The organism is Streptomyces sp. NPDC050625, assembly GCF_040654755.1.
Lineage (GTDB): Bacteria > Actinomycetota > Actinomycetes > Streptomycetales > Streptomycetaceae > Streptomyces.
The window spans coordinates 409322-423459 of record NZ_JBFAIQ010000007.1; the positions used below are offsets into that span (position 1 = coordinate 409322).

Annotated in this window: 13 protein-coding genes; 6 read left to right on the plus strand and 7 right to left on the minus strand. The window is 72.7% G+C overall.

What is annotated here, in order from left to right:
• Positions 1–166: 166 nt before the first annotated feature.
• Entirely contained in the window at positions 167–1249 is a 1083-nt protein-coding gene (locus tag AB0I54_RS19910) for an aminotransferase class V-fold PLP-dependent enzyme (RefSeq protein ID WP_363297442.1), read from the minus strand.
• A 194-nt stretch (positions 1250–1443) separates the two neighbouring features.
• On the opposite strand from AB0I54_RS19910, the gene AB0I54_RS19915 reads away from it, so the two are divergent.
• The 5 genes from AB0I54_RS19915 (at position 1444) to AB0I54_RS19935 (ending at position 6110) form a co-directional block, all read left to right on the plus strand.
• Positions 1444–2304 (plus strand): transporter substrate-binding domain-containing protein, encoded by an 861-nt coding sequence (locus AB0I54_RS19915; RefSeq protein ID WP_363297328.1) that lies wholly within the window; start codon positions 1444–1446, stop codon positions 2302–2304.
• Between the two features lie 4 nt (positions 2305–2308).
• On the plus strand, positions 2309–3142 hold the full coding sequence (locus AB0I54_RS19920; RefSeq protein ID WP_363297330.1) for an amino acid ABC transporter permease: 834 nt from the start codon (positions 2309–2311) through the stop codon (positions 3140–3142).
• Complete coding sequence (locus AB0I54_RS19925) at positions 3139–3951, plus strand: amino acid ABC transporter ATP-binding protein (RefSeq protein ID WP_363297331.1); 813 nt, start codon at positions 3139–3141, stop codon at positions 3949–3951. The genes AB0I54_RS19920 and AB0I54_RS19925 overlap by 4 nt, the downstream gene beginning before the upstream one ends.
• Positions 3952–3961: 10 nt before the next feature.
• Complete coding sequence (locus tag AB0I54_RS19930) at positions 3962–5053, plus strand: amidohydrolase family protein (RefSeq protein WP_363297332.1); 1092 nt, start codon at positions 3962–3964, stop codon at positions 5051–5053.
• 148 nt (positions 5054–5201) lie between these two features.
• Positions 5202–6110 (plus strand): SCO1860 family LAETG-anchored protein, encoded by a 909-nt coding sequence (locus AB0I54_RS19935; protein ID WP_363297333.1) that lies wholly within the window; start codon positions 5202–5204, stop codon positions 6108–6110.
• Positions 6111–6979: 869 nt separating this feature from the next.
• Here AB0I54_RS19935 and cobC read toward each other — a convergent pair.
• The 6 genes from cobC to cobM are packed head-to-tail and all read right to left on the minus strand — an operon-like array spanning position 6980 to position 13306.
• Positions 6980–8050, minus strand: coding sequence for an Rv2231c family pyridoxal phosphate-dependent protein CobC (gene cobC, locus AB0I54_RS19940; protein ID WP_363297443.1), 1071 nt, complete (start codon positions 8048–8050; stop codon positions 6980–6982).
• The gene (locus tag AB0I54_RS19945) at positions 8040–8972 is read right to left on the minus strand and encodes a sirohydrochlorin chelatase (protein WP_363297334.1); all 933 of its coding nucleotides are present in this window, start codon (positions 8970–8972) and stop codon (positions 8040–8042) included. The genes cobC and AB0I54_RS19945 overlap by 11 nt, the downstream gene beginning before the upstream one ends.
• Complete coding sequence (locus tag AB0I54_RS19950; RefSeq protein WP_363297336.1) at positions 8969–9553, minus strand: precorrin-8X methylmutase; 585 nt, start codon at positions 9551–9553, stop codon at positions 8969–8971. The genes AB0I54_RS19945 and AB0I54_RS19950 overlap by 4 nt, the downstream gene beginning before the upstream one ends.
• Entirely contained in the window at positions 9550–11253 is a 1704-nt protein-coding gene (gene cobJ, locus AB0I54_RS19955; protein WP_363297337.1) for a precorrin-3B C(17)-methyltransferase, read from the minus strand. The genes AB0I54_RS19950 and cobJ overlap by 4 nt, the downstream gene beginning before the upstream one ends.
• The gene (gene cbiE, locus AB0I54_RS19960; protein WP_363297338.1) at positions 11250–12491 is read right to left on the minus strand and encodes a precorrin-6y C5,15-methyltransferase (decarboxylating) subunit CbiE; all 1242 of its coding nucleotides are present in this window, start codon (positions 12489–12491) and stop codon (positions 11250–11252) included. The genes cobJ and cbiE overlap by 4 nt, the downstream gene beginning before the upstream one ends.
• Positions 12488–13306 carry a precorrin-4 C(11)-methyltransferase gene (gene cobM / locus AB0I54_RS19965; protein ID WP_363297339.1) on the minus strand — a complete coding sequence of 273 codons (819 nt, stop codon included), beginning with the start codon at positions 13304–13306 and terminating at the stop codon, positions 12488–12490. Before cobM ends, cbiE begins: the two co-directional genes overlap by 4 nt.
• 95 nt (positions 13307–13401) lie before the next feature.
• Between cobM and AB0I54_RS19970 the strand changes: the two genes are divergently transcribed.
• Positions 13402–14130, plus strand: a complete 729-nt coding sequence (locus AB0I54_RS19970) for a ZIP family metal transporter (RefSeq protein ID WP_363297340.1) — start codon at positions 13402–13404, stop codon at positions 14128–14130.
• Positions 14131–14138: the final 8 nt, after the last annotated feature.

Here is a 14138-nt window from a genome sequence, read left to right on the forward strand (position 1 = left end):
ATATGGCGATTTGCACCGCGCAAAACGGGACAAATGTACTGCCTATGTGGAGTGTGTCACAGGGTTGAAACCAGGATGAAATTCCCCCTGTTTAGCTCCGCAAAAAGCGGGCAGAAGAACTCGGGAAAGCTATCGATGAAAAAAGGATTCAGAAATTGCCGTGAATTCAGGCTCCGGCAACTCCGTCGAGGTTCACGTTCAGGCCCTTCTCGGCGAGCGCCTTGCCCAGTGCCGTCAGACAGTTCCGTACCGCCTCCGGGGTCGCGTCCGCTCCGTAGTGGTTGACCCTGATCATCTCCTTGGCCAGGGCTCCGCCGCCCGCTGCCAGCGGGAGGGTGGGGTCGGACTCCAGGGCCCGGGACACCAGTTCCGACGCCACCGTGCCCGGCGGTACGCGGAGCGTCGTGGCGACCGGTGCGGCGTCCTCGGCCTCGTGGACGTACGGCTCCAGGCCTCCGTCCAGGGCCACCGCGCCCGCTCGCGTCGCCGCCGCGGCGGACGCGTGGCGGGCCATCACCGCGTCCAGCCCCTCCGTCTCGATCCGCTCGACGCACGCCTCCAGCGCCAGCATCTCCAGCTGGGCGGGGGCGTGCAGCAGCGCCTTGCGGCCGCCGTCGATCCACCGCTCCTTCCAGTCGAGGAGGGAGAGGTAGGAACGGCGGGGCGCGTACGGGTTCGCCGCCATCCGCGTCCACGCCCGCTCGCTCACCGACACCGCCGACACACCCGCCGGCCCGCCCATCGCCTTCTGCGCCCCGATCACGCACAGGTCCACGCCCCACGCGTCCGGCAGCACCGGCTCCGCGCCGACCGAGGCGACGGCGTCCAGATAGAACAGCGCGCCGTGCGCCCGCACCACCTCGCCGATCTCCGCGACCGGGTTGGTGTTGCCGGTCGCCGCCTCCGCGTGCACCAGAGACACGAAGTCGATCTCCGGGTGCTCGGCGAGGGCCTCGCGGATCTGTGCGGCGGTGACCGCCGTGTGGAACGGCACCGCAAGATCGATCACCTCGGCACCGCAGTCCCGCAGCCAGTTCCCGAAGGTCTGGCCGTACGGCCCGGTGATCACGTTCAGTGCCGTCGTGCCCGGTCCCGCCGCCGCACGGATCGCGCCCTCCAGGGGCAGCAGCGCCTCACCCTGCATGATCACCACGTCCTGCCGGGTGCCCAGCAGCCGGGCCACCCGGTCCTCGATCGAGGCGAAGCGCGCGGCGCTCAGCGGGGGCAGATCGAGGTAGGCGTGGGTCACGGCGGTGCTCTCTTCGCTCACGAGGGGTGGACGCAGACGAGCGTAACCGGCGGGACCTCACGCCCTCCGACCGTGGACTTCGCAGGCCGTGCGGCCCCGCTGCCATGGGTTTGGTTTCAGAGACCCAAACATCTCCTTATAATCGGAACTCTCGCAACCGGAACTCAAAGTTCCCTCACAGGAGGTCCCCCCTCGTGAACACGCTCCTCGGGCGCCGGGCCCGCGTCCTGGCCGCAACCACCGCGACGGTCGGGCTCGTGCTCGTGGCCGGCTGCTCGTCGAGCGACAACGGCGGCGGCGCCAAGAAGACGGCCGCCGGCGGGGTCGAGCTCGCCAAGGCCGGTCAGCTCACCACCTGCACCCACCTGCCCTACCCGCCCTTCCAGTCGGAGATCGACGGCAAGGTGCAGGGCTTCGACGTGTCACTGATCGACCTCGTCGCCAAGAACCTCGGGGTGAAGCAGACGATCCTCGACACACCGTTCGAGAACTTCAAGACCGGCGCCTTCCTGAACTCCGGCCAGTGCGACGTCGCCGCCGCGGGCATGACCATCACAGCCGAGCGCAAGAAGAACGTCGACTTCTCCGACCCGTACTTCGACGCCACCCAGGCCGTCCTCGTCGACAAGAAGAGCGGCATCACCTCGCTCGCCGACGTCAAGGCCAAGGGCAAGAAGCTCGGCGCCCAGGCGCAGACCACCGGCGAGGACTACGCGAAGAGCAAGGGCTACGACCCGGTCTCCTTCGAGTCCTCCGACGCGGTCCTCAACGGCCTGCGCACCGGCCAGGTCCAAGCGGTCGTCATCGACTACCCGGTCGTCCAGGGCTGGCTCAAGGACAAGGCCAACGCGGACGCCTTCAAGGTGGTCGACAACCTCAACACCGGTGAGCAGTACGGCTTCACGGTGAAGAAGGGCAACACCAAGCTCCTCGCCGCCATCGACAAGGCGCTCACGGACGCCAAGTCCGACGGCACCTACCAGAAGCTGTACGAGAAGTGGATCGGCCCGTACCCCGCGTCCGCGAACGCCTCCGCCTCGCCGTCCGCCTCCTGACCCCATGACCTTCACAGACGTACCACTCCAGCCGAAGAAGAAGGGTCTGACCCGGCGCCAGAAGCGCAGCCTGTCGCGTGGCGTCCAGTACACCGTCTTCGTCGCCGCCGTGATCGCCCTCGCGGTCACGGCGGACTGGGGGCGGCTGCAGAACCAGTTCGCCCAGCCGGACATCGCCCGGCAGATGTTCCCCGACGTCATCACGCTGGCACTGAAGAACACCGTGCTCTACACGGTGTCCGGCTTCGTGGGCGCCATGGCCCTCGGGCTGGTCGTCGCGCTGATGCGGCTGTCGTCCGTGGGCCCGTACCGCTGGGTCGCGAGCGTCTTCATCGAGGTCTTCCGCGGGCTTCCCGCGCTGCTGATCTTCGTCTTCATCGGTGTGGCCGTGCCGCTGGCCTTCCCCGGCACGGAGATCCCGGGCGGCACCTACGGCAAGGCCGCCCTCGGACTCGGTCTGATCGGAGCCGCCTACATGGCGGAGACCTTCCGCGCCGGCATCCAGGCGGTACCCAAGGGCCAGATGGAGGCGGCCCGCTCGCTGGGCTTCTCACCCGCCCGCGCGATGGTCTCGATCATCATCCCGCAGGCGTTCCGGATCATCCTCCCGCCGCTCACCAACGAGTTCATCATGCTCTTCAAGGACTCCTCCCTGGTCCTGCTGCTCGGTGTGACCCTGGAGGAGCGCGAACTGTCGAAGTTCGGCCGTGACCTGGCAAGCACGACCGCCAACTCCACGCCGATCCTGGTCGCGGGCCTGTGCTATCTGCTCGTCACGATCCCGCTCGGCTTCGTCGCGCGCCGCTTGGAGGCCAATGCCCAGGAGGCGGTCAAGTGAGCAGTCCCGGCACCGCTGAGATCCAGGTCCGCGACCTGCACAAGTCCTTCGGCGACAACCAGGTGCTCAAGGGCATCGACCTGGAGATCGCCCAGGGCGAGGTCGTCTGCGTCATCGGCCCGTCCGGCTCCGGCAAGTCGACGCTCCTGCGGTGCGTCAACCTGCTGGAGGAACCCACCAAGGGCCAGGTCTTCGTCGGCGGCACCGAGGTCACCGACCCGGACGTCGACATCGACGCCGTACGCCGCCGTATCGGCATGGTGTTCCAGCAGTTCAACCTGTTCCCGCATCTGTCGGTGACCGAGAACCTCACCCTGCCGCAGCGCCGGGTGCTCCGGCGGGACAAGGCGACGGCCGCGCGGATCGCCGCCGAGAACCTGGCGCGGGTCGGCCTGTCCGAGAAGGCGGAGGCCTATCCGTCCTCCCTCTCCGGCGGCCAGCAGCAGCGCGTCGCCATCGCCCGCTCGCTGGCGATGGGACCCGAGGTGATGCTGTTCGACGAGCCGACCTCGGCGCTCGACCCCGAGCTGGTGGGCGACGTCCTCGCCGTCATGCGCATGCTCGCCGACGAGGGCATGACGATGATGGTCGTCACCCATGAGATGACCTTCGCCCGTGAGGTCGCCGACCGGGTCGTCTTCATGGACGGCGGCGTGATCGTCGAGGACGGCACCCCCGCCCAGGTCATCGGCAACCCGCAGCACGAGCGCACCCGTCATTTCCTTTCCCGCCTCCTCGACCCCGCGATGGCCGAGGTGGAGGAGGCGACCCCGGACCAGGTGGGGAAGTCCGAGGGGCAGCTGTCCTAAGGTGCGGTACATGAGCGATCACGCGGTACTGCACGTGAAGGGGCGGATCCTCGTCGGCCCCGACGAGGTCCGTGACGAGCTGTGGGTCGTCGGCGGGCGGATCTCCTACGACCGCCCGGCCGGCGCCCAGGACATCCGGACCGTCGAGGGCTGGGCGCTGCCCGGCCTCGTCGACGCGCACTGCCACGTGGGCCTGGGTGCACACGGCCCGGTCGACGCGGACGTCGCGGAGAAGCAGGCGCTGACCGACCGGGAGGCGGGCACCCTGCTGATCCGCGACGCGGGCTCGCCCTCCGACACCCGCTGGGTCGACGACCGCGAGGACCTCCCGAAGATCATCCGGGCCGGCCGGCACATCGCCCGCACCCGCCGCTACATAAGGAACTTCGCGCACGAGATCGAGCCGGACGAGCTGGTCGCGTACGTCGCCCAGGAGGCCCGGCGCGGCGACGGCTGGGTGAAGCTGGTCGGCGACTGGATCGACCGCGACCTCGGCGATCTGTCGGCCTGCTGGCCCCGCGAGGCGGTGGAGGCGGCCATCGCCGAGGCCCACCGGCTCGGCGCCCGGGTCACCGCGCACTGCTTCGCCGAGAGTTCCCTGCGGGACCTGGTCGAGGCGGGCATCGACTGTATCGAACACGCCACGGGCCTGACGGAGGACCTGATCCCGCTGTTCGCCGAGCGCGGTGTCGCGATCGTCCCGACCCTCGTCAACATCGCCACCTTCCCCCAGCTCGCCGCCGGCGGCGAGTCCCGGTACCCGAGCTGGTCGGCCCATATGCGACGGCTGCACGAGCGGCGCTACGACACGGTGCGCGGCGCGTACGACGCCGGGATCCCGGTGTACGTCGGCACGGACGCCGGCGGCTCACTGGCGCACGGTCTGGTCGCGGGCGAGGTGGCGGAACTGGTCACCGCCGGGATCCCGCCGGTCGAGGCCCTGTCGGCCACGGCCTGGGGCGCCCGGAAGTGGCTCGGGCGGCCCGGCCTGGAGGAGGCGGCTCCGGCGGACCTGGTGGTGTACGAGGCGGATCCGCGGGCGGACGTACGGGTGCTGGCGGCGCCGCGACGTGTGGTGCTCAACGGGAGGGTCATCGAGTAGCGCGCGGGGGAACGCCTGTGCCGTGGGATTCGAATGGATTCGCGGAAAGTCCACGATGGGGTGAAGTAACGCAGGATTGCTGACCGTTCACCCACAGTGCGTAATTCTGACCGGGTCCCAAGCATGTCTCGTCTGGGGGTCCCACACCTTGAACGGCAACCACTTCCGCATGCCCGCACGCCGACTCGCGACCGTCGCGACGGCCACGGCCCTCGCCGCCGGTCCCGCGGCGCTGGCCGGCGCGGGCGCCGCGCACGCGACCACCGACCACGGTCGTGCGAGCGCCGTCGTCCTGCGCACCGGGCTCGATGTGTCCCTGCTCAACAAGTCCGTGAACGTCCCGCTCACGGTCTCGCTCAACGAGGTCCAAGCGCCGCGGAGCGCGTCGAAGACCGCGCTCACCGCCGAGCTCGACGGTGTGGCCGGCGGCAAGCCGTTCGCCGTGCTGGGCGCGGACGTCGCCGCGGCCAAGGCCACGGTCTCGGCGAGCCGCGCCGAGGGCTCCGTCCGCCTCGCCCACGCCAAGCTCCATGTCCCCGGCCTGCCCCTGCTGTCCCTCGTCGAGGTCGAGACGGTCACCGCGCAGGCGACCTGCGAGGCCGGCAGACAGCCCGTCGCGTCCTCGAACGTGCTGGGCGCGGTCACGGTGCTCGGCAAGCGCGTGACGCTCACCGCCGGCGGCCCTACGGAGGTGAAGGTGCCCGGGGTCGGCGAGGTGCGTCTCGACCTCTCTCAGCGGCAGACCACCTCCCGCACGGCCGCCGCCACCGCCCTCGAACTGAAGGTCTCCGTCAACCCACTGAAGCTCAACGTGGCCGAGGTGGAAGGAACGTTGACCCTCGCCAGGGCGACCTGCGAGAGCGCGGCCGACCCGGCGAAGTCCGCCGCGCCGAGCACCGATCCGGCGGCCGACGTCAAACCGCAGGGAGCCCCGGCCGAGGCGGACCTCGCGGAGACCGGCGGCAGCTCGACCACGCCCTACATCGCCGGCGGCGCGCTCGCACTGGTCGTGGCGGGCGGAGGAGCCCTGGTGCTGGCCCGACGCCGCCGGGGCTGAACGCGGCGGCCTGCCCGGCCTGGTCATCGGAGGCCGGGTGAGGCGAACTCGTCGTCGGACGGCCTGGTCGTCGGAGGCCTGGCGGGCTGGTCGCCGGAGGCTGGACGGTCGAACTCGGAGGTCGGGCGGGGCGAGCTCGGAGGCTGGACTGCTCGGTCGTCGGCGGTCGTCGGGCTGGTCGTCGGGGGCTGGACGGTCGAGTTTGGAGGTCGGGCGGGGTGAGTTCGTCGTCGGACGGCCTGGTGGTTGGAGGGTGGGCGGGCCGGTCGTCGGAGGTCGGACGGTCGAGCTGGGGGGAACTCGGGCGGGGCGAGCTCGGAGGCAGGGCTGCTCGGTCGTCGGGGGCTGGACGGTCGAGTTTGGAGGTCGGGCGGGGTGAGTTCGTCGTCGGACGGCCTGGTGGTTGGAGGGTGGGCGGGCCGGTCGTCGGAGGTCGGACGGTCGAGCTGGGGGGAACTCGGGCGGGGCGAGCTCGGAGGCAGGGCTGCTCGGTCGTCGGCGGTCGTCGGGCTGGTCGTCGGGGGCTGGACGGTCGAGTTTGGAGGTCGGGCGGGGTGAGTTCGTCGTCGGACGGCCTGTGGTTGGAGGGTGGGCGGGCCGGTCGTGGGAGGCCGGACGGTCGAGCTGGGGGGAGCTGGGGCGAGGCGGCTCGGAGGCAGGGCTGCTCGGTCGTCGGCGGTCGTCGGGCTGGTCGTCGGAGGCTGGACGGTCGAGTTTGGAGGTCGGGCGGGGTGAGTTCGTCCTCGGACGGCCTGTGGTTGGAGGGTGGGCGGGCCGGTCGTGGGAGGCCGGACGGTCGAGCTGGGGGGCGGAGGCTGGACTGGCCGGTCGCTGGGAGCCGGACGGGTCGGGTCGGCCGTCCGGCGTCCTTACCGTCCGGCCAGGGTCACGGCCTTGTCCAGGGCCTGTAGGAAGCCGTTCACCGTCCCCCGGTCCCGTACCGCGAGCCGTAGCCACTCCTCGTCCAGCCCCGGGAAGGTGTCCCCGCGCCGTACCGCATAGCCGAGGTGGCGCAGATGCCCGCGCACGGCGGCCGCCCGTGGCAGCCGTACGAGGACGAAGGGGCCCTCCGCGGGAGTCACCACCCGCAGCCCTTCCGGGGCGAACTCCTCCAGGCCCGCGACGAGATGGGCCCGGTCCGCCGCGATGCGATGGGCCGCGTGGGCCGCCTCCGCCAGGGCCCGGGGCGCCACACACGCCCGGGCCGCCGCCAGCGCGGGGGTGGACACCGGCCACAGCGGCTGGGCCCGCTCCAGTTCCGCGATCGTCTCCGGCGCCGCCAGCACGTAGCCGATCCGCAGCCCGGCCAGACCCCAGGTCTTCGTCAGACTGCGCAGCACCACCAGGCCGGGCACGTCCGTCCGCCCGGCCAGCGCCTCGCGCTCACCCGGCACCGCGTCCATGAACGCCTCGTCGACCACCAGGATCCGCCCGGGACGGGCCAGTTCCGCGACTACCGCCGCCGGGTGCAGCACCGACGTGGGATTCGTCGGATTGCCGATCACCACCAGGTCGGCGTCCTCGGGCACGGCCGCCGGATCCAGCCGGAAGCCGTCCTCCGCCCGCAGCAGCACCCGCTCCACGGTGTGGCCCGCGTCCCGCAGCGCCGCCTCCGGCTCCGTGAACTGCGGGTGCACGACGACCGGCAGACGCACCTTCAGAGCGCGCGCCAGCAGCACGAACGCCTCGGCCGCGCCCGCCGTCAGCAGCACCCGCTCCACCGGAACCCCGTGCCGTGCCGCCACCGCCGCCCGCGCGGCCCGCCCGTCCGGGTAGGCCGCGAGACCGGTCAGCGAATCGGCGATCCGCTCCCGCAGCCACGCCGGGGGCGTGTCGGCGCGGACGTTGACGGCGAGGTCGACCAGTGCCGACCCGTCGTCGCGGACCTCGGAGTCACCGTGGTGGCGCAGATCGTGCCCGGGGGTGTCCTCAGTGCGCATGGGCATGCCCGCCGTGGTGATGGTGCCCGTGCCCGTGGTGATGGTGCCCGTCGTCGTCCGGGTGGAAGTGCGGCTGCTGCGGCAGCCCCACCTTGTCCTCGAACCCGGGCAGCGCGATGCGGTACACGCACGAGTCGCAGTTCATCCGCAGCTCGCCCTTGACGGCCTCCTCGTACCGCTCCATCACCAGGTCGAGCAGTTCCGGCTCGGGCCCGATGACATCGGCCGACCGCACGTCGAGCTCCGGATGCGCGGCCACCCAGTCCTCGGTCTGCCGCCGCACCCGGTCCGGGAGGATGCCGGTGAACAGGAAGTACGGCAGCACGACGATCCGCTTCGCGCCCAGCCTCGCGCACCGGTCCAGGCCGCTCGGCACGTCCGGCGCCGCCAGCGACACGAACGCCGTCTCCACGCCCGCGTACCCGCGCCCCTCCCACAGCAGCCGGGCCGCCTTGTGCACCTCGGCGTTGGCGTCCGGGTCCGTCGAACCACGCCCGACCAGCAGCACGGTCACCTCGGCCCGGTCCAGCGGGGCGCGCTGCCCGGCGCCCAGCGCCTCGTCCAGGCGCCGCTCCAGCACGTTCAGCAGCGCCGGATGCGGGCCCAGCGGGCGGCCGTAGGTGTACGAGATCCCGGGGTGGCGCTCCTTCTCGCGGGCCAGCGCGGCCGGGATGTCGCCCTTGGCGTGCCCGGCGGACACCAGCATCAGCGGAACGGCGGCGAACCGGCGTACGCCCCGCTCCACCAGCTCGGTCACGGCCTCGCCCAGCGGCGGCGGGGACAGCTCGATGAAGCCTCCCGCGACGGGCAGTTGGGGGTGGCGGCGCCCCAGCTCGCGCACGAAGTCACGGAACGCCTCGGCCCCGGCGTCGTCCCGGGTGCCATGGCCGGCGATGAGCAGGGCGGGCGGCGGGGTGGTCACGCGTTCTCCTTCGAAGTCGGGTGGTACAGAAGGGCGTTGAGCGCGGCCGCGGCGACCGCCGAACCGCCCTTCTCGGACACGTTGCTGACAGCGGGCAGCCCGCTCTCGCGCAACGCGGCCTTGGACTCGGCGGCGCCGACGAAGCCGACGGGCAGGCCGATGACGAGCGCGGGGGAGGCGTCCAGGGTGAGCAGCTCCTCCAGGGCGGTCGGCGCACAGCCGATCACCCACAGGGCGCCGGGCCCGACCTCCTCGTACGCCAGCCGGACCGCGTGCGCCGAACGGGTGAGACCCGGCCCGGACTTCGCGTCCTTGAGGCGGCAGACGGTCTCCCGCCGGGTGATCCCGGCCGCGACCATCTCCACGTCCACCACCACGGGCGCCCCGGCGTGCAGCGCGGAGTGCGCCTTCTCCAGGTCGCCCTCGTCCATGACGAGGTCGCTCGCGTACTCCAGGTCGGCGGCGGAGTGGACGACCCGCTCCACCACCGCCCGGGTCAGCGGCGCGAAGTGCGAGGTGTCCAGGCGGGCGCGCAGCCGCCGGAACGACTCCTGCTCTATCGGATGAACGACACGGTTCACTTGGCCTCCTCCGGGGAGCCTTCCTGCCAGCGGTAGCCGCGCGGGGTGACCATGCGCCCCGCGATGTCCCTGGTCGCGGTGTTGCCCACGGTCACGACCGTCATCATGTCGACCGTCGCCGGGTCCAGGGCGGCCAGCGTCGTCAGCCGGCTGGACTCGTCCGGCCGCGAGGCGTTGCGCACGACACCGACCGGCGTCGTCGGCTCCCGGTGCTCCGCGAGGATCGCGAGGGCCTTCGGCAACTGCCAGTCCCGGCCCCGGGAACGCGGGTTGTAGAACGTCACGACGATGTCCGCCGCCGCGGCGGCCCACACCCGCCGCTCGATGACCTCCCACGGCGTGTGCAGATCGGAGAGGCTGATCGACACATGGTCGTGGCCCAGCGGCGCGCCCAGGATCGCCCCGGCCGCGAGCGCCGCGGTCACGCCCGGCACCCCGACCACGTCGATGTCGTCGGACGCCTCGGCGAGCGCCGGGGAGGCCATGGCGTACACGCCCGCGTCCCCGCTGCCGATCAGCGCGACCGCATGGCCCCGGCGGGCCTCGGCGACCGCCGTGCGCGCCCGCTCCTCCTCGGCCCCGAGGCCCGACTCCAGGATCCGGGTGCCGGGCCGCAGCAGATCGCGGATCTGGTCGACGTACTGGTCGAGGCCCACGAGCACGGAGGCGCGCCGCAGTTCCGCCTGCGCACGCGGGGTGAGCAGATCGCGGGCACCGGGACCGAGCCCGACCACCGCGAGCCGCCCGCGCCCCGGCCGCCGTACGACGGCACAGGTCGCCATCGCCGGCTGCCCGTCCGCCCGTACCGACTTCCGCTTGGGGACGAGGAGTTCACCCCCGCGCACCAGCGCGGCGGCCTCCGCCACGGAAGGCGTGCCGACCGCGGAGAGCGGCGCGTCGGAGGGGTTGGGCACCTCGACCGCCGCCAACTCCTCGGCGCAGTACGTCACCAGGGGCACCCCGAGGCGCTCGGCGGCGGCGACGATCCCGGGTTCGTCCGACTTGGCGTCGACGGTGGCGAGTTCGGCGAGCGATCCGGCAACGAGCCCGGCGTCCCGCAACGACGTCTCGATCAGCCCGAGCACCTCCTCGACGCCGGCGCCCCTGGACGCGCCGACGCCGACCACCAGGGACGGCGGGCGCAACAGCACCTCGTGCTCGCCGGGTTCGACGGCACGGTCGGTCAGCCGGATCGTGTACGCGCCCTGAGTCGCCGTCGGCAGCGGAGGCAACGGCCACGGCACCTCGGCCTCCAGGGCGACGGGCTCGCCGTCCAGCAGGGCCCGCGAGACGGTCGCGACCGCCCCCTCGAAGGGAAACCCGAGGGTGTCGAGGCCCGGCAGCCCGGCGGAGTCGGTCGCGGTCGTCACCACGGGCTCGGCACCGAGCAACCCGCCCACCTCACGGGCGAGTTCATTGGCGCCGCCGCCGTGCCCGCCGACCAGCGACACGGCGAACCGCCCGCCCTCGTCGACGCACACCACACCCGGGTCGGACGCCTTGTCACCCAGCAGCGGCGCGACGAGCCGGACCACCGCACCGGTGGCCAGGAAACACACCAACTGCTCGCACTGAGCGAACGCGGCCCGCACGGCGTCCCCGACGGGACCCTCGTACACCCGCGTCCGGTCCGGCCACGCGGCCGCCAGCCGGTCCCGCGCCGCCGCGCCCGCCGCGGTGGCGGAAATGAGGCCGATCACCGAGCAACTCCCTCGATAGGTGCTGGAAGCCGGACGCCCCACAGCAGGAACACTGGATTGGTGGCCGCGAGCCGGGTCACGTCCCCCGGCAGCGGCGCGAGCCGCGACGACTGCAGCAGCACGCCGTCGCAGGAGAACCCCGCGCCGGTGAGCGCCTCACGCGCGGCCGGCACCCGGTCGAGCGCGGCCATCGCGATCACCACCGTGCGCCGGGCCCGCCGCGCGCACGCGGTCACGACGGCGGGCAGTTCGCGGCCCCCGCCGCCGATGAACACGGCGTCGGGATCGTCGAGTCCGGACAGCGCGGCAGGCGCCTGCCCGTGCACCACCCGCACGTCCACACCGTGCGCCGCCGCATTCGCCCGGATGCGCCCGGCCCCGTCCACGGTCTTCTCGACGGCGACGGCGGCGGCACCGAGCCGCGCGCACTCCACGGCCACGGACCCGGAGCCCGCTCCGACGTCCCAGACCAGGTCGCCGAGGCGCGGCCCCAGCCTGGCCAGCGCCAGGGCCCGCACCTCGAACTTGGTGATCATCGAGTCGCGGTGCGCGAACTCGGCCTCGTCCAGCGCCCATCCGGCGGGCCAGTCGAGCCCGCCCGCGACGGTCCGCACGGCGCCCGGCGCCCGCGACTCGTCCAGACACAGCACCACGCTGACCGCCGTACCCCAGTCCCGGGCGGCCGCCTCGGCGGGCGTCACCCGCTCCACGCGCTCGCGCCGCGGATCGCCCAGCGCACTGGCCACGACGAGGACGCGGTCGCCGGACACCGCGGCGCCCAGCTCGGCCGGACCGGCACCCGGCCCGGTCAGCACGGCGACCTTGGGATGCGCCCGGCACGCGTTGACGGCCGTACGCAGGTCACGCCCGTGCGCACTGACCACGACCGCGTCGTCCCAGGGCAGCCCCAGCCGTGCGAAGGCCGTCGCCACGGACGACACACCGGGCCGCACATCGAGCCGCCCGGCCCCGAACCGCTCCGCCAGCGCCCGCACGATCCCGAAGAACCCGGGATCCCCGGAGGCCAGCACGACGACCCGGGCGCCCTTGTCGAGATACCGCTCGACGGCGTCCAACGCGGGCGCCAGCGGCCCGAGGACGATCCGCTCCGCCGCCTCGGGCAGCCGTACGGCGTCCAGATGCCGCCGCCCGCCGACGACCAGCGCGGCCCCGGCGAGGACGTCCTCGGGAACCGGCGCCCCCGTCCCCGTACCGACGACGGTGATCGGCGCTGTCATGTGCTCGCACCCCGCTCGCGCAGCTCCTTGCGGGCCTGCGGGTCGGCCTTGCGGTGGCCGTGGAAGTGACCGGGGTGGTAGAGGTGCGAGCGGGTGCCGTGCGCGTCCAGGGCCGGGCCGACCAGGAACAGGGTGTGCTTCCAGAGCTTGTGCTCCTTGACCGTCTCCTCCAGCGTGCCGATCGTGCACCGCACGACCAGCTCCTCCGGCCAGGTCACCTGGTGGGCGACGATCACCGGAGTACCGGTCGGGTAGCCGCCCTCCAGCAGCTCCCGGACCAGCTGGCCGCTGCGGGCCGCCGACAGGAAGATCGCCATGGTGGTGCCGTGGCGCGCGAACTCACGCACCTCCTCGCCGGGCGGCATCGGCGTCTTGCCGCCGCCCAGCCGGGTGAGCACGACGGACTGCGCGACCTCGGGGATGGTCAGCTCGCGCCGCGCGAGGGCGGCCACGGCGGAGAAGGAGGACACGCCGGGCACGATCTCCGTGGCGATGCCGATCTCCGCGCACCGGTCGAGCTGTTCCTGCGTACCGCCCCACAGCGCCGGGTCGCCGGAGTGGATCCGGGCGACACGCAGCCCCTCCTCCCGGGCACGCCGGTAGACGGCGACGACGTCCTCCAGGGACATGGCCGCCGAGTCGAGGATCTCCGCGTCCTCGCGCGCATGCTGAAGGACCTCCGCCTGGACCAGGCTGGCCGCCCAGATCACGACGTCGGCCTCGGCGATGGCGTGCGCGGCACGGAACGTCAGCAGGTCGGCGGCGCCGGGGCCGGCACCGACGAAGGTCACCTTGCCGGTGGGGGCATCGGCCATGGGAAGGGGTCCTCTCGTACGAAATATCACGGTGTGGGCGGGTGGCAGCGTGGCCGGATGTGCGCGATCGGGGTGCGATCGGATAGCAAGGGCCTATGGCGGTCTTTGTCGCGCTCGGCGCGTTCCTGATGACGCTGGCCGGCGGCTGGACGGCACAGCGCGTGACCGACCGTCGCCACCTGGTTCTGGGCCTGGCCGGCGGTCTGATGCTGGGGGTGGTCGGCCTCGACCTGCTGCCCGAGGCACTGCGTGCGGCGGGCCGGGAGGTCTTCGGCGTACCGGCTGCCCTGCTGCTGTTCGTGGCCGGATTCCTGCTCGCCCATCTGGTGGAACGCCTGCTGGCCGCCCGGCAGGCCGCACACGGCGCCGAGGAGCACGGTCACCGCACGCCCGAGGTGGGCCTCGCGGCGGCCGCCGCGATGGTCGGCCACAGCGCCATGGACGGCGTGGCCATCGGCGCGGCCTTCCAGGTGGGCGGCGGCATGGGCGCGGCGGTCGCGCTCGCCGTGATCGCCCACGACTTCGCGGACGGCTTCAACACGTTCACCATCACCAGCCTGTACGGCAACGCCCGCCGCAAGGCGATCGCCATGCTGGTCGCGGACGCGTGCGCGCCGGTCCTCGGCGCCCTGTCCACGGCGTTCTTCACCATCCCGGCGGCGCTGCTCGGCGGCTATCTCGCCCTGTTCGGCGGCGCGCTCCTCTATCTCGCCGCGGCCGAGATCCTCCCCGAGGCACACCATGAGCACCCCGCCCGCTCCACCCTGCTGTGCACGGTGGCGGGCGCGGCCTTCATCTGGCTGGTGGTGGGCATCTCCGCCTGAGCCGGGCG